Annotated in this window: 16 protein-coding genes and 1 pseudogene; 11 read left to right on the top strand and 6 right to left on the bottom strand. The window is 60.4% G+C overall.

The annotated features are described in order from the left end of the window. Nucleotides 1-38: 38 nt before the first annotated feature. The 5 genes from ACODTO_RS01480 to ACODTO_RS01460 all read right to left on the bottom strand — a co-directional run bounded on the left by ACODTO_RS01480 (nt 39) and on the right by ACODTO_RS01460 (nt 5,330). Nucleotides 39-1,259 (bottom strand): efflux RND transporter periplasmic adaptor subunit, encoded by a 1,221-nt coding sequence (locus ACODTO_RS01480; RefSeq protein WP_258632678.1) that lies wholly within the window; start codon nt 1,257-1,259, stop codon nt 39-41. Between the two features lie 55 nt (nt 1,260-1,314). Further along, nucleotides 1,315-2,790 carry a TolC family protein gene (locus tag ACODTO_RS01475; RefSeq protein ID WP_258632677.1) on the bottom strand — a complete coding sequence of 492 codons (1,476 nt, stop codon included), beginning with the start codon at nt 2,788-2,790 and terminating at the stop codon, nt 1,315-1,317. Beyond that, nucleotides 2,783-4,000: an ABC transporter permease gene (locus ACODTO_RS01470; protein WP_258632675.1), complete on the bottom strand. Its 1,218-nt coding sequence runs from the start codon at nt 3,998-4,000 to the stop codon at nt 2,783-2,785. Before ACODTO_RS01470 ends, ACODTO_RS01475 begins: the two co-directional genes overlap by 8 nt. Continuing rightward, complete coding sequence (locus ACODTO_RS01465; protein WP_258632673.1) at nt 3,993-4,712, bottom strand: ABC transporter ATP-binding protein; 720 nt, start codon at nt 4,710-4,712, stop codon at nt 3,993-3,995. The genes ACODTO_RS01470 and ACODTO_RS01465 overlap by 8 nt, the downstream gene beginning before the upstream one ends. A gap of 183 nt (nt 4,713-4,895) precedes the next feature. Next, nucleotides 4,896-5,330: a DCL family protein gene (locus ACODTO_RS01460; RefSeq protein ID WP_258632671.1), complete on the bottom strand. Its 435-nt coding sequence runs from the start codon at nt 5,328-5,330 to the stop codon at nt 4,896-4,898. Nucleotides 5,331-5,901: 571 nt separating this feature from the next. Here ACODTO_RS01460 and ACODTO_RS01455 point away from each other — a divergent pair. From ACODTO_RS01455 to ACODTO_RS01435, 5 genes and pseudogenes are all read left to right on the top strand, one after another. After that, nucleotides 5,902-6,671 (top strand): annotated as a pseudogene (locus ACODTO_RS01455) (SDR family oxidoreductase). A 151-nt stretch (nt 6,672-6,822) separates the two neighbouring features. After that, nucleotides 6,823-7,092, top strand: a complete 270-nt coding sequence (locus ACODTO_RS01450; protein WP_258632669.1) for a hypothetical protein — start codon at nt 6,823-6,825, stop codon at nt 7,090-7,092. Between the two features lie 16 nt (nt 7,093-7,108). Further along, complete coding sequence (locus ACODTO_RS01445) at nt 7,109-8,860, top strand: monovalent cation:proton antiporter-2 (CPA2) family protein (protein WP_258632667.1); 1,752 nt, start codon at nt 7,109-7,111, stop codon at nt 8,858-8,860. A 34-nt stretch (nt 8,861-8,894) separates the two neighbouring features. After that, entirely contained in the window at nt 8,895-9,446 is a 552-nt protein-coding gene (locus ACODTO_RS01440; RefSeq protein WP_258632665.1) for a DUF924 family protein, read from the top strand. 70 nt (nt 9,447-9,516) lie between these two features. Continuing rightward, on the top strand, nt 9,517-10,425 hold the full coding sequence (locus tag ACODTO_RS01435) for a LysR family transcriptional regulator (RefSeq protein ID WP_258632663.1): 909 nt from the start codon (nt 9,517-9,519) through the stop codon (nt 10,423-10,425). 138 nt (nt 10,426-10,563) lie between these two features. Here ACODTO_RS01435 and ACODTO_RS01430 read toward each other — a convergent pair whose 3' ends face one another. Continuing rightward, on the bottom strand, nt 10,564-11,481 hold the full coding sequence (locus ACODTO_RS01430; protein WP_258632661.1) for a LysR substrate-binding domain-containing protein: 918 nt from the start codon (nt 11,479-11,481) through the stop codon (nt 10,564-10,566). Nucleotides 11,482-11,676: 195 nt separating this feature from the next. Here ACODTO_RS01430 and ACODTO_RS01425 point away from each other — a divergent pair, with 195 nt between their 5' ends. The 6 genes from ACODTO_RS01425 (at nt 11,677) to ACODTO_RS01400 (ending at nt 18,818) form a co-directional block, all read left to right on the top strand. Beyond that, nucleotides 11,677-12,426: an SDR family NAD(P)-dependent oxidoreductase gene (locus tag ACODTO_RS01425; protein WP_258632659.1), complete on the top strand. Its 750-nt coding sequence runs from the start codon at nt 11,677-11,679 to the stop codon at nt 12,424-12,426. Nucleotides 12,427-12,525: 99 nt separating this feature from the next. Beyond that, the gene (locus ACODTO_RS01420; protein WP_030141715.1) at nt 12,526-13,824 is read left to right on the top strand and encodes an MFS transporter; all 1,299 of its coding nucleotides are present in this window, start codon (nt 12,526-12,528) and stop codon (nt 13,822-13,824) included. 17 nt (nt 13,825-13,841) lie between these two features. Continuing rightward, nucleotides 13,842-14,690, top strand: a complete 849-nt coding sequence (locus ACODTO_RS01415) for a transketolase (protein ID WP_258632657.1) — start codon at nt 13,842-13,844, stop codon at nt 14,688-14,690. Then, a complete protein-coding gene (locus tag ACODTO_RS01410) occupies nt 14,687-15,709 on the top strand; it encodes a transketolase family protein (protein ID WP_258632655.1) in 1,023 nt (340 codons plus the stop codon). The genes ACODTO_RS01415 and ACODTO_RS01410 overlap by 4 nt, the downstream gene beginning before the upstream one ends. A 64-nt stretch (nt 15,710-15,773) precedes the next feature. Continuing rightward, nucleotides 15,774-16,736 (top strand): alpha/beta hydrolase, encoded by a 963-nt coding sequence (locus ACODTO_RS01405; RefSeq protein WP_258632653.1) that lies wholly within the window; start codon nt 15,774-15,776, stop codon nt 16,734-16,736. Nucleotides 16,737-16,874: 138 nt separating this feature from the next. Next, nucleotides 16,875-18,818, top strand: coding sequence for a sigma-54-dependent Fis family transcriptional regulator (locus ACODTO_RS01400; RefSeq protein ID WP_258632651.1), 1,944 nt, complete (start codon nt 16,875-16,877; stop codon nt 18,816-18,818). The last annotated feature ends 42 nt before the right edge of the window (nt 18,819-18,860 follow it).

Below are 18,860 nucleotides of genomic sequence, written 5' to 3'. Positions count from 1 at the left end.
AAACTTTATATTTGCAAACACTAACCCCAGCAATTTTGTTAAAATAACGAGGATCTCAACTCAACATATCCCGGCGCCAGATCTTCTACCTCAATACCACCAGGCATGGCCCGCCCTGTCTTTACGACCACCTGATTTGCTCTCTCAGACAAGGTAGGGCGATAAGTCACAATCGATTGCCCATGGCTGTCGCTAGACAGTGCCTCAAGCGGCACCACCAGACCACGATCACGGTGATAGGTGACAATTTGCAGCCTCGCACTCATACCAAGTCGCAATCGCTGCAGTTGCTCGCTCGCGATACCTTGAATAGAGGCGATCACCTCATAAAATGCGCCACCAGACGTGGCCTGCGCATCGATCCCCTGTACACCGACGCTCTCAATCTGACCATGCAGCACCATGCCACCGAAACCATCACCGGTAATTTCCACCGGCAGCCCCGCACGGAGTTGGTGAACATCGCTTTCCTCGACCCGTGCAACAACCTGCACCTGCTCGATATTGATCAACTCGAACAAGGGAACGCCTTGGCCGACACGCTGGCCTTTTTGTACAAACGGCAGATTAGCACCACTTCCCTGAGGCGTACGAGAACGGATCACCACGCCCGCGAACGGTGCGAGCACTTCTCGCTGTGCCTGCTGCTCAAGTAGCGATTGATAACGTGACTGGGCGTTGGCCCATTGCATCTGGACTATCCGAAGGTGTTCTTCTCCACCTTTCTTCAGGACTTCGCCGAGTTCCGACTGGGCAGCGGACAGATCCAGACGTTGCGACCTGACCTGCTGCTCGACTGCCTCCAGCTCCATCCGCGGTACAATCCCCTGGTCCAGAAGAACTTTGGTTTCTGCCAATCGGCGCTCGTTATCTGCCAAGGTGGACTGGACGCTGTAAACCGTCCGTTTTGCCCGAGCAACATCCTGCCCCTGAGACCAGCTCTCGACTTCCAACACATTGCGCCTGGCGATCAACTGCTCGGCCAAGGCAGAACGCAACTGGATATCCAGTTGCGTCGTATCAAGGCTAAGCAAGCGTTGTCCACGCTCAACACGTTGACCTTCTTTTACCGCAACGTCCGCGACAAGCCCCTCGAAAGGTGACGACATGGTTTGTTGCATCGCAGCCTCAATACGTCCGACAAGCCCCAGTCGATTTTCCAAAGGTTGATAGTCCACCTTGAGCCAACTGGCCGCCGCGACCTGCTCTTGAGGAAGCCGAGATATTGCAACCACCACCGCAACGACCGCCAGCGCCATACAAGCCGCCATTAGGAGCAAACGTACGTTGCGCCGACAAGCCAATCCGATTCCTTTAATCATTAAGGGCAATATCCCAGCTCGACAATGTGGTACCCAATGCCTGATCCAGCAGCGTTCTTGCATTCAAGTAAGCTATGAGTGCATCAAGGCTCGTATTTTGTGCGTTACGAAAATCTGTCTCATAACTGATGACTTGAAAATTGCTGGAGCGACCGACCTGTAACTTCTGTCGTTCGATATCAAGCTTTCGGCGCGATAGATCCCGCGCACGCAATGAAATTTCATACTGGCGCCAGCGCGTGCCTACCGTGCGAACCGCGTTCGTGACATCTCGCTCAAGCGTCTGTCGAGCCTCGACTGCCTCAATCCCCTGGTTCTCCAGATTCACCTGAGCACGAACCACCTCCTGTCGACGGTTAAGATCGCCAATCGGAATCTCAACCTGAAGCCCCGCATAGCCCTCCCAGCGACGATCCGAACGCTGCCCCTCTCTATCAGGGTAACGGTCACTGACCTGGCTTGCTCCGCCGACCAATGAGACATCCCATAGCTGGTTATTGCGGGCGACCGCCAGGTTGATGCTGGCTTGTTCATGTGCGATCAACTGCCCAAGGTAAGCAGGCTGCTGCTCCAACGCAGTATCCAGCGCCTGCATTCGACTGAGCTGAACAGGCGTCGCATCCATTGTTTCTACCGCCTGAATACGCGACTCCAGTCCTAATGCCAAAAGCTGAAGCAACTCCAGGCGATAGGCATCCAATTGGTTTTGGGCCTCTTGAACACCCAGCTCCTGAGTGGCGTAGTCGGCCTCGGTTTGCACAATCTCAAATTCAGCCATACGGCCGGCAGTAATCATGGCTCTGTTGACGTCAAGTAACTGCTGTGAACGGCTTAATGCCTCTGTCGCGATACGCAACTGCTCTTGCGCGCGAAGTACGTCCCGGTAAGACGTGATGATTTGCGTGACGGTTTGAGCCACCGCCGCTTTCAAGGCAAGACGGTTCGTCAGCTCGGAAAGCCTTGCTGAACGCATCGGCGCTGTCGTGACCTCCACTCCAGCCCCCCGAAGCAAGGGCTGTATGAGCGTAAACGTCGCACCATCGCTGCGGGTACGCCCGTCATTATTGCTATCGGTCAACTGATTGGCCCAAGAGAGACTTAGCCGTGTACCGAACTCCCCCAACAGAGTGGTCGTTGGCGACAACTGCCGATAGCGTGAACCATCGCTTTCACTGCGCTCACCCCGATAGTCACCCCTCAATACCAACTTGGGTGTGAACAGGTCCTCTGCGACGCGCAAATCGAACTTCTGCGCAACACGCTCAAGGTAGGCACTCCGGATGGAGCGGTTGCTTCGCAACCCCAGATAGACAGCATCGGCCAACGTCAGATTGATCGTTTCAGCCCGCAACGACACTGCGACACCTGGCATCGATGCCTGAGACGGCGTGAGCGCGGCGAACACCGTCGACGCAGATAGCGTCCACAGCAGCCCCAGCAAGATCGAAAATCGGTTGTGCTCAATCATCTCGCAAGGCCTGAACCGGTTGCAGGCGAGACGCGGTCACGGCGGGATAGAGGCCGAAGAATAGGCCGATCAACAAGGAGCTTCCCACTCCCAGCGGCAGAGATTCAATGGCCAAGGTAAATCGCCACCCTGAAAACCATACGAACAAAAAAGCTGAAAGCAGTCCGACGGCCGCCCCGACCAGTGAGCCCGTCACTGACAAACAAGCCGCCTCCAGAAGAAACAACATCCGAATGTCGCGTGCCCGGGCACCGAGTGCCATTCGCACGCCAATCTCGCGACGACGCTCAGAGACATTCATGAGCATCACATTCATCACGCCGGCCCCTCCGACCAGGAGGGAAATCCCCCCAAGACCGGCCAGCAGATAGGAGAATGTGTTGGATTGATGTGTAAGGCTGTCGATCAGCTGTTGTGGCACCAGAACCTCAATGTCATGCCCCTTGAGCACCCCTTCCAGATAAGTACGTAAGTCCTGTGCACTTTCCGTGATCACTGCACCATTGCGCACCTTGGCAATCACACTGCTGAGTTGTGGAGACGGCTGGAGCCGCCTCATGCTCTCTATCGGTATAAACAACGCTTCATCTACCTGAATCGGGATCAAGGGGTTCGGAGCCTGAGGTCGTGCAATACCGATCACTTCAAACAGATACCCTTCGATCTGAAGCTGCATACCCGCGACCAGCGGCCTGCCCGGTCCACCGACTCCCAACTCATGAGCAACCTTGGCCCCCGCGACGATGTAGGTGGCCTGTTGATCGAAATCGGAAATAAAGCGCCCTTGAGCCAGTTTGAGATCCAGAGTTTCGGCCAATCCTCCGGTCGTTCCCAAAACGACCGCGTCGACCGTTCGCCCTGCGTAACGAACTTGACCAGAATGAAATGTCGTTGGGGCCACTTGAGCGATGGCAGGGAGCTTTTTCAGGAGCGAGCGAGTATCAAGCGTGGGCGGCAGCGCTCGACTGTTGAGCGGCGAGAATGGAAACGACGCCACAATGGTCTCAGCCCCCATCCCCTTGAAAGCTGTCATCGCTTCATTCGCGGCGTTCTGACCGATGTTCAGCAGCGCAACAATCGCCGCGCAGCCAACTGCGATGCCCAGCATCGCCAACCACGATCGCCGCCCCAAGAGGCGCAGACTGTCCAGGGACTCAATCAGTGTTTGCAGAAGGCCCGGACCTTGACGATGAAGCGAACCTTCAAGCATCCGTCATCGCTCGCCTGTTCGCAGTTTCTTTCAAAATCCCATCCTGCACCTGCAAACAGCGCTCAAGGCGTTCGGCCAACTGCGCATCGTGGGTCACCATGACTAATGTCACCGCTCTCTCATCGTTGAGACCGAGCAGCAGATCTATCACGTCATGGGCCGTTGAGCGATCCAGGTTACCCGTTGGCTCGTCGGCAAGAATCAAGGAAGGACTGCCCACTAACGCTCGCGCAATCGCAACACGCTGGCGCTGTCCACCGGATAGGTCGGCGGGCCGATGATGAGCTCGATCACCCAACCCGATACGCGCTATCTGGATCCTCGCGCATTCACGCGCTTCGCTGCGCGTAAAGCCCCGGTAGAAAAGAGGCAGGGCAACGTTGTCGAGCGCAGTCAGGCGGGGAAGCAGATTGAAACTCTGGAACACGAAACCGATCTCACGGTTGCGTAGATGAGCGCGCTCGTCAGCCGTCGCCTCGATCATGTTACGGCCAGCGAACCAGAACTGGCCGGATGCCGGACGGTCAAGGAGTCCCAGGATGTTCAGCAGTGTGCTTTTGCCGGACCCGGATGTACCGAGAATCGCGCACGTTTGCCCACGTCGAATACTGAGCGTCACATCGCGCAGAACGGGCATATCTTGCCCTGCCATAGGATAAGACTGGCAGACATCGTTCATGGCGATGAGCGTATGTGTCGACTGTGGCTCCATGCCTGACCTCTTTACTCCATTGATCTGGCCGTCTAGCCAGAAGCTTCGCGAAACGACAGGGGATGCGCTTCTTGAGGCGAGAGTATTTACCACAGAAATCGGAAAGAAGGAAAAAGCATCTCAACGGCACTGGCGCAGCGCGCACTCGCATACCTCAAACCATCTATCCACTCGTCAGTGCGCTCAATCAATGTGCAAATCTTTTCGCTGCGTGATGATCACTCCACTCGCCGCACACATTACAGGCAGACCAAGTGCATCCCGAAATGCGACCAATTGCGGGCGCACTGCAAACCTCAGTGCTTCGCATACCTTGCCTTGGGATGATTGAACGACGCCTGTGATACACCGCTTGTAGGAAAAGGTATCTTCACTGCCATCCACGCGGACGAGCCAGATCCCCTTACCCGCCCCCAATGCATTTCTTTCAATCCTGAAGTGGTCAATTCCGACGCCAACTTTTCTGTCCGCGTCCGGGTGCATCGCAAGTAACAGGTGCAGTTTCTTGACTGCAAGCTTGTTGGTGATCACACCGACTGATGCTTTTTGTAGATAGTCCTTGAGCCGATCCAAAAGCTCTTTTTCTGATTTGTACTCGAATGGCCCCAGCCAGAACATTCAGAAGCCTCCCTACCTCATCAGTAAACTCAAAGCCGCAACCGCAGGGCAACGCCTCCAAGACCCACCAGAATATCTGCAGCTATAAATGAAACCTTAGGCCAACGTCTTGCAGCACTTGTCAAACTGCGAGTACCACATTTTTCCCCGAATATTGTTTAGGCGAATTCAAAGCCCAGCGCAGTGAGCACTTCTGCTTGCACAGGTTTGAGCCTTTTCACCGCCCAGATGAGCACGTGGTGCGACCGTGAACTCGCCATATACGCAGACCTGGCCGCCTCAGATGTTGGATCTTCCAGCCATTGGTGTCCACCACCCGGACGCGAGGAAACCACCACGGTTGCACACGTCGCTGAGCTCAAGTTAAAACTCTGGTCCACTTCGCCATATCAATCAGATTGAGAATGCACTGGCCACAACGGACACCAGATGGCGCGGCCCTCGTCGGCAATGTTTGAGCGACCGTACGATTAGGCGGATTCTATGGATAATCCATCCAGCCAAGCCTGATTTATCCAACGCATATGGGCGCCTATGCTGAAACTCCTTCCACCCGTGCAGGAGATTTACCATGGCAGACCATTCCATCAAGGGCAAGGTAGTACTGATCGCTGGCGGAGCCAAAAACCTTGGCGGCCTGATCGCCCGCGACCTAGCCGCGCAAGGCGCCAAGGCCATCGCCATTCATTACAACAGCGTTTCTTCCAAGGCCGATGCCGATGCGACCGTCGCGGCCATTCAGGCCAGCGGTGCGCAAGCCGTCGCGTTGCAGGCTGATCTCACCACAGCGGGTGCCGTCGAGAAGCTATTTGCCGATACCATCAGCGCTGTAGGCAAGCCGGACATCGCTATCAACACCGTCGGCAAGGTGCTCAAGAAACCCATGGCCGAGATAACTGAGGCCGAATACGACGAGATGACGGCGGTCAATTCCAAGACAGCCTTCTTCTTCCTCAAGGAAGCCGGCAAGGTGAACGACAACGGCAAGATCTGCACCGTCGTACCTCGCTGCTGGGCGCGTTCACGCCGTTCTACGCCGCCTATGCCGGCACCAAGGCACCGGTCGAGCACTACACCCGCGCAGCGTCCAAGGAGTTGGGTGCGCGGGGCATCTCAGTGACTGCGGTCGGCCCCGGCCCGATGGACACGCCGTTCTTCTACCCGGCCGAAGGCGCCGATGCCGTGGCGTACCACAAGACGGCTGCCGCGCTCTCGTCGTCCAGCAAAACCGGCCTGACCGACATTGAGGATGTGGTGCCCTTCATTCGCCACCTGGTGAGCGACGGTTGGTGGATCACCGGCCAGACGATTCTCATCAATGGCGGCTACACCACCAAGTAAGGCACTCGGCCTATTCCTCGTCTCACCGGAAGCTCGCTGGATGACGGGCGTCACCAGGTTCATCAATGGCGGAATTATTTCGCCGATCGATTGACGGGTTGAGGGAGAAGGCGCCCGGATTGAAGCCCATCAACGGACGAGGAAAATCGAAATGCATGTGCTGATGGTAATAGGCGGTGGGTTGGTTCTTTTGGGCGTCTTCGTCCTGTTCGGCTGGCTCTGGGGCGCGAGCGCCTTAGGCATGGCGCTGGCGGCAAAGGTATTCGTGCCGGTGTGGCTGCTGGTGGCGGGCGTGAACATGTGGGTGGGCGTCAACCATGCAGGCTACAGCGCGCGCGAGGAGTTTCCAATCCTGCTGCTGGTCTTTGCGCTGCCTGCCATCGCGGCCGCTATTGCGGCCTGGCAGTTGGCACGCAGCTGACTTTGAGGAACCTAACATGTCGATCGAAGGCAGTGCGGGTGACCTGACCAAGGTCGTAATCTTGCTGGGTGCGGCGGTGCTGGCCGTGCCGCTGTTCAAGCGTCTGGGCCTGGGTTCGGTGCTGGGCTATCTGGCAGCGGGGCTGGCGATCGGCCCGTTCGGGCTGGGGCTTTTCAGCGATCCGCAAACCATCCTGCACACCGCCGAACTCGGGGTCGTGATGTTCCTTTTCGTCATCGGCTTAGAGATGCGGCCCTCCCATCTATGGAGCATGCGGCGCGACATCTTCGGCCTGGGCAGTTTGCAGATCCTGGTCTGCGGCCTGCTGCTGACCGGAGTAGGCGTGGCTTTCGGTTTCTCGCTAGCGGTGTCCTTCGTCAGCGGCATGGGCTTTGTGCTCACCTCCACCGCGATCGTCATGCAACTGCTGGGCGAACGCGGCGACATCGCGGCCCCGCGTGGTCAGAAGATAGTGGCCATCCTGCTGTTCGAGGACCTGTTGATCGTGCCGCTATTGGCGCTGGTGGCGTTCATCGCCCCCATTGATCCATCCGCGCCGGCGGCCGGATCACGCTGGATTGGCATCGCCGTCGCGGCCGGCGCGCTGGCGGCACTGGTTGGGGCAGGCATCTGGCTGCTCAACCCGTTATTTCGCATCCTGGCCAACGCCAAAGCCCGCGAGGTGATGACCGCAGCCGCCCTGCTCGTGGTACTGGGCGCGGCACTGCTCATGCAACTGGGTGGTCTGTCCATGGCCATGGGGGCCTTTCTGGCTGGCGTGCTGCTGTCCGAATCGACGTTTCGCCACCAACTCGAGGCCGACATCGAACCCTTCCGCGGCTTGCTGCTGGGCCTGTTCTTCCTTGGCGTGGGCATGTCACTGGACCTGGCCGCGGTGGGGCGCAACTGGCCCATCATCGTGGCTGGCGTGCTCGCAATGATGCTGATCAAGGGCGCGTGCATCTACGGCGTGGCACGGCTGGCGAAAAGTTCCCACGCCGACGCCCTGGACCGCGCCGTGCTGATGGCCCAGGGCGGCGAGTTCGCGTTTGTGCTCTTCGCTGCCGCGCTGGCCAACCGCGTGATCGATCCGACAGTCAACGCCAACATGACGGCCATTATCGTGCTGTCCATGGCGCTGACCCCGATGGCGGTGATCGCACACCGGCGATGGGGGCCGAGGACAGGGGTTTCCATGGAAGGCGCGCAGGCGCCCGACGCACTGGCCGGCAGCGTGCTCATCGTCGGTTTCGGTCGCTTCGGCCAGATCGCGAGCCAGCATGTATTGGCGCTGGGGGCCGACATTTCCATCATCGACAATGACCCCCAAGTGGCGCGGGACGCCAGTGACTTCGGCTTCAAGGTGTACTACGGCGACGGCACGCGCGCCGATGTACTGCATGCCGCCGGCGCGCACCATGCCCGGGCCATCCTGGTGTGCGTGGACGATGCGCGGGCCGCCACGCGGATCGTCGAACAGGCCAAGGCGGCGTTCCCCCATGCCCGGGTGCTTGCCCGCGCTCACGACCGCGAACACGCCATCGAACTGATCAAGGTCGATGTGGACTACCAGGTCCGCGTCACCTTCGAATCGGCCATGGCTTTTGGCCGCGAAGCCTCGATGGCGCTCGGCGCGACGCCCGAGACGTCCGAAGCACTCGCGGCCCAGGTGCGCCGCACGGACGCCGAGCGCCTGGCCATGGAGGTTTCGGGCGGCATCTATGCCGGCAAATCCCTGATTCAGGGCAATGCGCAACCGAAGGGCTGATGCGATGGCGATAATCCCTTCTCGACACCCGGCGATGCCGCTGAATACCGGCGAACGCGCGACCGACGTGGTCCAATTCTGGCGGGAAGTCGGCGCAGAGCGATGGTTTGACAAGGACCCGGCCTTGGATCAGCACTTTCGCGAACGCTTTCTGGACCTGCACCTGGCGGCGGCCCGACGCGAGGTCGACCACTGGATCGGTGAACCGGAAGCTGCGCTGGCGCTGATGATCCTGCTCGACCAATTCCCGCGAAATGCTTTCCGCGGCACTGGCCACATGTACGCGACCGACCCACTGGCGCGGCACTTCGCACGCATCGCGCATTCGCAACGGTACATGGACGCGGTTGATCCGGAACTGCGTTTGTTCTTCTGCCTGCCCTTTGCGCATTCGGAAGACATCGCCGACCAGGACGTGTCCGTGGCACTCAACACCCGGCTGGGGCCGACCGCCCGCTCCCATGCCGAGGGCCATCGCGACATCATCCGCCGTTTCGGCCGTTTTCCGCACCGCAATCCGCTACTGTTGCGCCAGACCACGATGGCGGAGCAAATCTTTCTGGATCAGGGAGGGTTCGCGGGGTGATCATCCTACCGTCCCACGGATGCCGATTCCGCGTCCGGGATTGGTACCGCTCCCAAGGTTGAATGCAGACATGGACAAACTCGATCAGTACCGCGTCTTCGTGCGCGTAGCCGAAATGGGCAGTTTCATCAAAGCCGCCCATGCGCTGGAATTGCCTCGCGCCAGCGTTTCTGCCGCGATCCAACAACTGGAGGAAAAGATCGGCGCCCGCCTGCTGAACCGCACGACGCGCCAGGTCCACCTGACCGCTGATGGCACACAATTGCTCGAACGCTTGCGTCCATTGCTGGCGGACGCCGAGGATGTCGAGCAATTGTTCCAGAGCAGCCAGCGGCAAGTGGCTGGTCAGCTCAGGATCGATGCACCCAGTCGCATTGCGCGACGCCTCATCGCGCCGGCGTTGCCGGGCCTGCTGCGTCGCTATCCGCGGCTGCAGTTGGCACTCGGCTCTACCGATCGCGCCATCGACCTGGTGCAGGAAGGCGTTGACTGCGCGGTACGCGTGGGGACCCTGCAGGACAGCAGCCTGGCGGTGCGACCACTAGGGGCTATCGCCTTGATCAACTGCGCCAGCAAAGCCTACTTGCATGAACACGGCGTGCCGGAGCAGCCGGGGGACCTTGCCGCCGGGCACTGGGCGGTTGGCTACGCCTCTCCCACCACAGGGCGGGAGTTACCCTGGGAACATCCTCCTGCCGACGGGCAGGAGCAGACCAGTAACGTGCCTAGTCGGGTCGTCGTCAACAATGCCGAGAGCTACATTGCCTGTTGCCGTGCCGGGCTCGGCCTGATCCAGATACCCCGCTTCGACGTGAAGCACCTGTTGGACAGTGGGGAACTGATCGAGGTCATGCCCGCGTTTCGTGCCGCCGCCATGTCGGTTTCCTTGCTGTATCCGCACCGGCGCCAGAGAACGCGTCGGCTCGGGGCATTCATCGAGTGGTTCGAGGACCTGATGAGGCCGCACCTCGAACCGTGATGCGCGTTCGCACTCCAGGCACTGGATCGCGATTTTGATCCGGTGGGCGAGAACATCGATATCGGTTTCACGGCTGGCAGTGAAGGACAGGCCCCCCGCTGATTCAGGTCCGAGCGAGAACGCTGGAACGCTGGCCACTCAATACGCAAAACCATACCCCAGTTCACTCTCCATCCACTCCAGGAAACGCCGGACGCGCGGGAAGCTGGAGTGGGCTTTGGGGAACACCAGGTGGTGAGCAGCCACCGGCGCACTGAGGGTTTCTGGCGCCACTTCGATCAGGCTGCCGGACGCCAGGTACTTCTTCGCGAGCAAGGTGCTTTCCAAGGCAAAACCCAGTCCATGACTGGCGGCTTCCAGAGACATATACGAGCGGTCGAAGCTCAATGCATAAGGCTTTTCCGGACGCGCCAAGCCATGCTGCGCGAACCATTGCGGCCATTTGAGCAGGGTGGCCTCGGAAAGCACCAGGTCGCGATCCAACAGATCGGACGCACGGCGGATCGGGCATTGCGCGAGTAATTTCGGCGAAGCGAGCACCGCAAACGTTTCGTTTTGGACGGTGCGAACTTCATAACTTGGCCAGTTGGCAGTGCCGTGACGGATGTCCACGTCGATCTTGTCCCGACTGAAATGCAGCGACTCGTAGGAGCACGACAGATTGATCTGAATATCAGGATTGGAAGCGCGAAACGCTTCCAGCCTGGGCATTAGCCACAACAATCCGAAGCTCGGCGCCGAGTGCAACCGCAAACAGTCCAGGCTCACATCGCTGGCCGCACGCTCGGTGGCAACGGCCAGGCTGTGGAGCAACCCGGAGACCTCCTTGAGGTACTGCTCTCCCACCGGAGTGAGCGTCACGCCGCGGGCGGCACGAACGAACAGTTGCCGACCAATCATCCCTTCAAGTTTCGCCAGTTGGTGACTGACCGCAGAAGGCGTCAGGTCCAGCACTTCCGCTGCCCGGGCGACGTTGCTAAACCGGGCCGTTTGTTCAAACGCCTGAATTGCTTTCAGCGGTGGGAGTATCAAAGGGGCATCGACATCGGTACGCATGGCAGGTCGCTCCGTAAAAAATCCCATGATTGTTGAGCTTTTTCACCCAAGCTGCCAGCCATGAACGAATGAGTGCTGAATTTTTTTCAGCACTGAATGATTTTTAGACCATTGCTCAGCCAGGGAGCAGAGAAGAAGCTGAGTTATCGGTTTTTTTCGAACCGACCCAATAAAAACAATTCGAGGGAATCCTCCATGCTTCTTCAAGGCAAAGTCGCAATCATCACCGGCGCCGCATCGGCCCGTGGCATTGGCCGCGCCACCGCTACGACATTCGCGCAGCACGGTGCCCGCGTGGTGATTCTGGACCTGGATGAATCTGCCGCACGCGATGCCGCCAATGCCCTGGGCGAAGGTCATCTCGGCCTGGCGGCCAACGTCGCTGATCAAGTCCAGGTGCAGCGGGCCGTCGCCCAAGTCATCGAGCATTTCGGACGCATCGACATTCTCGTCAACAACGCCGGTATCACCCAACCGCTCAAGACCCTCGATATCCGTCCGTCCGATTACGACAAGGTACTGGACGTCAGCCTGCGCGGCACCCTGCTCATGTCGCAGGCAGTGATCCCGCTGATGCGCGAGCAACAGGGTGGCAGCATCGTCTGCATGTCGTCGGTGTCCGCCCAACGCGGCGGCGGCATCTTTGGTGGCCCCCATTACAGCGCCGCCAAGGCCGGGGTGCTGGGCCTGGCCAAGGCGATGGCCCGCGAACTGGGTCCGGATAAGGTACGCGTCAACTCCATCGCTCCCGGTCTGATCCACACCGATATCACCGGCGGCCTGATGCAGGACGAACGTCGGCACGCAATCATCGACGGCATCCCGTTGGGCCGCCTGGGTGAAGCCCAGGACGTCGCCAACGCCGCCCTGTTCCTGGCCAGCGACTTATCCTCGTATCTGACTGGCATCACCTTGGATGTGAACGGCGGCATGCTGATTCACTGATGCACCTGGGCGGGCCGGCGCGGCCCGTGCGGTTCTGGATCGACGATGCAGCTGGGCCCCGTGGCCTGGCGGTCAATAAAAACAAGAGATCAGACCATCATGACAACTCTGTCGCTCGAAGCGGTTTCGACCGTGCGCTCCAATGCCTATCGGAAAACGGCCTGGCGGCTGATGCCTTTCCTGATGCTGTGCTATTTGTGCGCCTATCTGGATCGGGTCAACGTCGGTTTCGCCAAGCTGCAAATGATGAACGACCTGGCGCTCAGCGAAACCGTCTACGGGCTCGGCGCGGGCATGTTTTTCATCGGCTATTTCCTCTGCGAAGTCCCCAGCAACGTCATCTTGCACAAGGTCGGCGCTCGCGTCTGGATCGCGCGGATCATGATCACCTGGGGCATCATTTCCGCGCTGTTCGCCTTCGTCGAAACTGCCTGGCAGTTCTATGCCCTGCGTTTTTTGCTCGGGGTCGCCGAAGCAGGACTGGCCCCCGGATTGCTGCTTTATCTCACCTACTGGTTCCCGTCCTATCGGCGTGCGCGCATGACCGTGCTCTGGTTCATCGCCATCCCCTTGTCGGGCATGGTGGGCGGCCCGCTCTCCGGTTGGATCATGAACCATTTCGCCGGCGTGCACGGCTGGGCCGGATGGCAGTGGATGTTCGTGCTCGAAGCCATTCCCACCGTTGTCGTCGGGCTGCTGGTGCTGAGTTATCTCAAGGACGGCGTGCATCAGGCCCATTGGCTGGACGATGAAGAGAAGGCCCTGGTCAGCCGTGAACTGGCCGAGGACAACCAGCAGAAGGTCACCCATGCCTCGGTGGGCGAGTTCGTCCGTGACCGCCGCCTGTGGCTGCTGGCCGGGATTTATTTCTGCGTGGTCATGGGCCAGTACGCCATCACCTTCTGGCTGCCGACACTGGTGCGCAACGCCGGGGTTTCCGATCCGCTGCACATCGGTTTCCTGACCAGCCTGCCCTACCTCTGCGCCATCGCAGCCATGTTGTTGATCGGCCGCAGCGGCGACAAGCATCGCGAGCGGCGCTGGCACCTGATCGCACCGATGATCGCCGGTGCCATCGGGCTGACGCTCGCCGCGCTGCTGGGGGGCAACATCCTGCTGTCCATCCTGAGCCTGTGCCTGGCGGCGTCCGGCATCCTCTCTGCTTCCTCGATGTTCTGGATGCTGCCAACGACCTTGCTCGGCGGGGTATCCGCCGCCGCAGGCATCGCGGCGGTCAACAGCTTCGCCAACCTTGCCGGCTTCTGCTCGCCCTACCTGATTGGCTGGATCACCACGCAGACCGGTTCCAGCGCCATCGGCATGTACCTGATCACCGGCGTACTGCTGGGCGGCGCCTTGCTGGTGCTGCGCATTCCCGCCGCCCTGGTCAATCGTTAAGTCACCGGAGTTCCACCATGACTCGCTCGCTTTCATCTGCTTCATCCACGTCCCTGGCCGACCGCGCCCATAACATCCGTCGCCACGCACTGCGCATGGGACAGGTGCAGGGCCAAGGCTACGTCGGCCAGGCCCTGGGCGCCGCTGACCTGCTTGCCGTCGCTTACTTCCACGCCATGAACTATCGGCCCGAAGATCCTGAGTGGGAGGAGCGCGACCGCTTCTACCTTTCCATCGGCCACTACGCGATTGCCTTGTATGCCGCCTTGATCGAGGCCGAAATCATTCCGCTCGACGAGCTGGAAACCTATGGCGCGGACGACAGCCGGCTACCCATGTCGGGAATGGCTACCTACACGCCAGGCATGGAAATCACCGGGGGTTCCCTCGGCCAGGGCCTGGGCATCGCCGTAGGTGCCTGCCTGGGCCTGAAGCGCAAAGGCTCGCCCGCCTTCGTCTACAACCTGCTCTCGGATGGTGAATTGAACGAAGGTTCGACCTGGGAAGCCGTAATGTCGGCGTCGCACTGGAAGCTCGACAACCTGATCGCCATCGTCGACGTCAACAACCAACAGGCCGATGGCTACTCCAGCGAAATCCTCTCGTTCGAGCCCATTGTCGATCGCTGGCAAGCCTTCGGCTGGTTCACCCAGCGCGTCGATGGCAATGATCTGGATGCGCTGGTCGCCGCCTTCGACGCCGCGCGCAACCATTCCGCCGGCCAACCACGGGTCATCATCTGCGACACCCGCATGGGCAAGGGCGTGCCGTTTTTGGAAAACCGTGAAAAGACCCATTTCATCCGCGTGGAAGAACACGAATGGGACCAGGCGCTGAGCTACCTTGAAGAAGGAAAAAACCAATGAGTAACGCCGCCAACACGCCAACCTCAACGGGCGAACCCGCGAAAAAGCGCCTCACCACCTCGGCGATGATCGCCTCGATTGCCGCCGAAGGACAGGCGACGAAAACAGCACCATTCGGCCATGCGCTGGCCGCATTGGCGGACCAGCGCCCGGACATCGTCGGCCTGTCCGCCGACCTGTCCAAATACACCGACTTGCACATCTTCGCCAAGGCCCATCCGGATCGTTTCTACCAGATGGGCATGGCCGAGCAGTTGCTGATGAGCGCCGCGGCGGGCATGGCCCGGGAAGGTTTCGTGCCGTTTGCCACGACCTACGCGGTGTTCGCTTCCCGTCGGGCCTACGACTTCATTTGCATGGCGATCGCCGAGGAAAACCTCAACGTCAAGATTGTCTGTGGCTTGCCAGGCCTCACCACCGGTTACGGTCCGAGCCACCAGGCTACGGACGACCTGGCGATCTTCCGCGCCATGCCCAACCTGATGATCGTCGACCCCTGTGACGCGTTGGAAATCGAGCAGGCCGTACCGGCCATCGCCGCCCACCAAGGCCCGGTCTACATGCGTTTGCTGCGCGGTAACGTGCCCTTGGTGCTGGACGAATATGGCTACACGTTCGAGATCGGCAAGGCCAAGACCCTGCGTACCGGCAATGATGTCCTGATCATTTCCACCGGGTTGATGACGATGCGTGCCTTGGAAGCCGCCAAGCAACTGCAGGCCGACGGCGTCGATGTCGCGGTCCTGCACATGCCGACCATCAAGCCGCTGGACGAACACACCCTGCTCGCCGAGGCCAGAAAGCCAGGGCGACTGGTGGTGACCGCGGAAAATAGCTCCATCATCGGCGGGCTGGGCGAAGCGGTTGCCGGGGTCCTGCTGCGCAATGGCGTGACCCCGACATTCAGGCAAATCGCGTTGCCAGACGCCTTCCTCGACGCGGGTGCGCTGCCGACGCTGCATGATCGCTACGGCATTTCCACCCAGGCCGTTTGCGCGCAAATCAAAGCCTGGCTGTAACGGCGAAACACAGGGCACCAGGCAAAAGGTGCCCTGCCGGCACGACGCAAAGAGGAGCGTAATTTTGAAGCCAGATGAACTGCTCGATCCTGCACGCCAGGACCTTGTGGCCTCGGGCGCGGAGCAATGGTCGCTGAGCACGCTGCCGGCCATCCGCTCCCGAGTACATTCAACCTTCAAATCCGGGCACAGCGCGCGGTGCGAGGTGTGCTGGATCACAGGCACCGATGCCAAACGCCTGCGCTTGTGTCTCTACAGACCGAAAGAACGCCCGCAAAACACGGTCCTGCCTGCGATCCTGTACATACATGGCGGAGGTTTTGTACTTGGGAAACCCGAGATGGCAGACGACTGCCTGGCCGACTTGGCCGAGGAGTTGGGCGCGATCATCGTTGCGGTGGATTATCGTCTGGCGCCCGAACATCCTTTTCCAGCGCCCCTCGAGGGCTGTTACAGCGCCCTCGCCTGGCTGTTTGCAAACTACCACGACCTGGGCCTGGATCCCCCGCGCGTCGTGGTCATGGGTCATAGCGCCGGCGGCGGGCTTGCCGCCGCATTGGCCATCATGGCCCGCGACAGAGGCCAATACCCTCTCGCCGGCCAAGTGCTGATCTACCCCATGCTCGACCACCGCACAGGCTCGGTGCAATCGCCCTACCCGAGCCGGGACACTGGCACGTTCAGCTGGTTGCCGGCGCCCAATCAGTTCTGCTGGGATTGCCTTCGCGGTGACTACACCCTGGACGATGATCGTGTCGGTCTGTTTTCACCGGCCCTGCAACCCGACCTGCGCAACCTGCCCCCTGCCTTCATCTCGGTCGGTTCACAGGATCTGTTCCTCGAAGAGGACGTTGATTACGCAATGAGGTTATCTCGCGCAGGGGTGGCCATGGCACTTCACGTCTATCCTGGCGCACCGCACATGTTCGACCAGGTTGCAGGACCCATCACGGATCAATCGGCGCTCGACATCGTCCGCGCGTTGAAAGAGTTCCTGAGAGGAATGAACAGGGAACCTAGCATGTAAACCCTCGTCGAAACCTATTGTTCCAGGAGCTGAAAATTCACGTTCCAGCGTCTATGGTAGATACTTGCAACCGCAGCCATCTCTAAGAACAAGATCGCCGTGAAAGCCGTTTCGGTTTCACCGCTGATGGAGCCTTTCATGCCCCTGCACAGCACGCAGATGATCCCCAGCGAACTCGCGGCGTTCGTCAACGACCACTTCTCCGGGCGCGGCCTCAGGCCCGACGAGGTCATTGCGCAGTCCTGGTACCGCAGCGTCGTGGAGCACCGGCTCGATCCGGGCGCGGCGAGCCGCAAGAATATCCTAAGTGCCGAGGAAATCCGTCGTCATCAGGAACAGCATCAGCAATACCTGTCCATCGCCAGCCAAGGTGTCAGCGGCCTGGCCCAGCGGGTGGTGCCCGCCGGTTTTGCCGTGTTGCTGAGCGACGAACGCGGCATCACCCTGGATGCCCGGCTACCTAGCCAGAACGACGCCTACACCCAATCAGGGCTGGTGGTGGGCGCGCGGTGGGACGAGTCCGTGGTCGGCACCAACGGCATCGGCACGACCCTGGCGGCGGCGCAGCCGCTGATCATTCATCGTGAGGAGCACTTCCTGGCGTCCAATTTCCGCCTGAGCTGCTCGGTGGCGCCGATCTTCGACGCCCAAGGTCTGTTGCGCGGTTGCCTGAATGCGACCTGCATGAACAGCAACGGCCCGCGGGAAAGCCAGTACCTCACGCTGCAATTGGTGCTCATGTACGCGCGCCTGATCGAGAACGCAGACTTTCGCCAGAGCTACCGCGACCGCCTGACCTTGTCCCTCAAACCGATCGATGAGATCGCCGACCTGGCGAACGAGCAATTGCTCGCCCTGGATGAAAGCGGCCGCGTCATCGGCGCCAACCGCGCCGCGTTTGTCGCCCTGGCGTTGGCCGACAAGCCAACATTGCTCGGCGCGCCCATCGACAGCCTGCTGCCGACCACGGTGGACGAACTGCTCCAACTCACCAACGGCGGCGCCCAGGGCGTGCGCCTGCGGGGTCGTCAGGACGAAGCCTTGCTGGACGTCGGCCTGCGCATTCCTTCCGAACGGCACCGCCCGCTCCCCGTCGCCCGTCCCGCCCTCCAGGCTCACCCGGACCTGCAGCAACTCGCCGGCCAAGATGCCCGCCTGCAACAGAACGTGCGGCGCGTGCGCAAGGTGATCGACAAAGGCATCCCAATCCTGATCACCGGCGAGACCGGCACCGGCAAGGAAGCCTTTGCCCGTGCCATTCACCATGGCAGCAGTCGTCGCGCCGGGCCTTTCGTTGCGTTGAACTGCGCGGCGATCCCCGAGACGTTGATCGAGAGCGAACTGTTTGGCTATCGCGCCGGCAGCTTCACCGGTGCCAACCGAAAAGGCATGAAAGGCAAGCTGGAACTGGCGAACGGCGGCACGCTGTTCCTCGATGAAATCGGCGACATGCCCGCCCACCTGCAAACCCGCTTGCTGCGGGTGCTGGCGGAGCGCGAGATCTCGCCACTGGGGGCCGAGTCGCCGGTGACGCTGGATGTCCAAGTGATCTCGGCTACCCACCAGGACCTGCACAACATGATCGGCGAGAAGCGCTTTCGCGAAGACCTATTCTACCGCCTCGCCGGCATGAACCTCGCGCTGCCGGCGTTGCGCGAACGCAGTGACCGAGCCGAGCTGATCGACAAGCTGCTCGCCGCCCAAGCCGGTGCCCGCGGGTTGCGGCTGGACATCCATGCCCGCCAATGCCTGTTCGACTATCCATGGCCTGGCAACATTCGCCAGCTGCTCAATAGCCTGCGTTACGCGGTGGCCCTGGCCGAAGACGGCGTGATTGATCTGGACTGCCTGCCCTGCGAATTGCTCGCACCGCAGAGGCTGCCACTGCCTACCGGCGCGACGCCGCAGGCCGGCAACCTGGAAAAACAACTGGGCGGCGAAGAGTCCCGCCGCCTGCTGGGCACGTTGCGCCGGCATCGCTGGAACATCAGCGCCGCCGCGACGGACCTGGGCATCTCGCGCTCGACGCTGTATCGCAAGATGAAAAAACACGGCGTCGTCGCGCCCAACGACCAGCCCTGACACCGGATCCGCGCCAATCGGCATAGGGGACGGCCTTTCACG

Source organism: Pseudomonas sp. FG13, from assembly GCF_057809755.1.
This window is presented reverse-complemented; position numbering and strand designations above follow the sequence as displayed.

Excerpts from the sequence above, each read along its gene's own strand:
- ACODTO_RS01425 (WP_258632659.1), top strand. The coding sequence starts at position 11,677 with ATGCTTCTTCAAGGCAAAGTCGCAATCATCACCGGCGCCGCATCGGCC.
- ACODTO_RS01470 (WP_258632675.1), bottom strand. The coding sequence starts at position 4,000 with ATGCTTGAAGGTTCGCTTCATCGTCAAGGTCCGGGCCTTCTGCAAACA.
- ACODTO_RS01430 (WP_258632661.1), bottom strand. The coding sequence starts at position 11,481 with ATGCGTACCGATGTCGATGCCCCTTTGATACTCCCACCGCTGAAAGCA.
- ACODTO_RS01415 (WP_258632657.1), top strand. The coding sequence starts at position 13,842 with ATGACTCGCTCGCTTTCATCTGCTTCATCCACGTCCCTGGCCGACCGC.
- ACODTO_RS01435 (WP_258632663.1), top strand. The coding sequence starts at position 9,517 with ATGGACAAACTCGATCAGTACCGCGTCTTCGTGCGCGTAGCCGAAATG.
- ACODTO_RS01480 (WP_258632678.1), bottom strand. The coding sequence starts at position 1,259 with ATGGCGCTGGCGGTCGTTGCGGTGGTGGTTGCAATATCTCGGCTTCCT.
- ACODTO_RS01400 (WP_258632651.1), top strand. The coding sequence starts at position 16,875 with ATGCCCCTGCACAGCACGCAGATGATCCCCAGCGAACTCGCGGCGTTC.
- ACODTO_RS01420 (WP_030141715.1), top strand. The coding sequence starts at position 12,526 with ATGACAACTCTGTCGCTCGAAGCGGTTTCGACCGTGCGCTCCAATGCC.
- ACODTO_RS01440 (WP_258632665.1), top strand. The coding sequence starts at position 8,895 with ATGCCGCTGAATACCGGCGAACGCGCGACCGACGTGGTCCAATTCTGG.
- ACODTO_RS01445 (WP_258632667.1), top strand. The coding sequence starts at position 7,109 with ATGTCGATCGAAGGCAGTGCGGGTGACCTGACCAAGGTCGTAATCTTG.
- ACODTO_RS01450 (WP_258632669.1), top strand. The coding sequence starts at position 6,823 with ATGCATGTGCTGATGGTAATAGGCGGTGGGTTGGTTCTTTTGGGCGTC.
- ACODTO_RS01475 (WP_258632677.1), bottom strand. The coding sequence starts at position 2,790 with ATGATTGAGCACAACCGATTTTCGATCTTGCTGGGGCTGCTGTGGACG.
- ACODTO_RS01460 (WP_258632671.1), bottom strand. The coding sequence starts at position 5,330 with ATGTTCTGGCTGGGGCCATTCGAGTACAAATCAGAAAAAGAGCTTTTG.
- ACODTO_RS01465 (WP_258632673.1), bottom strand. The coding sequence starts at position 4,712 with ATGGAGCCACAGTCGACACATACGCTCATCGCCATGAACGATGTCTGC.
- ACODTO_RS01410 (WP_258632655.1), top strand. The coding sequence starts at position 14,687 with ATGAGTAACGCCGCCAACACGCCAACCTCAACGGGCGAACCCGCGAAA.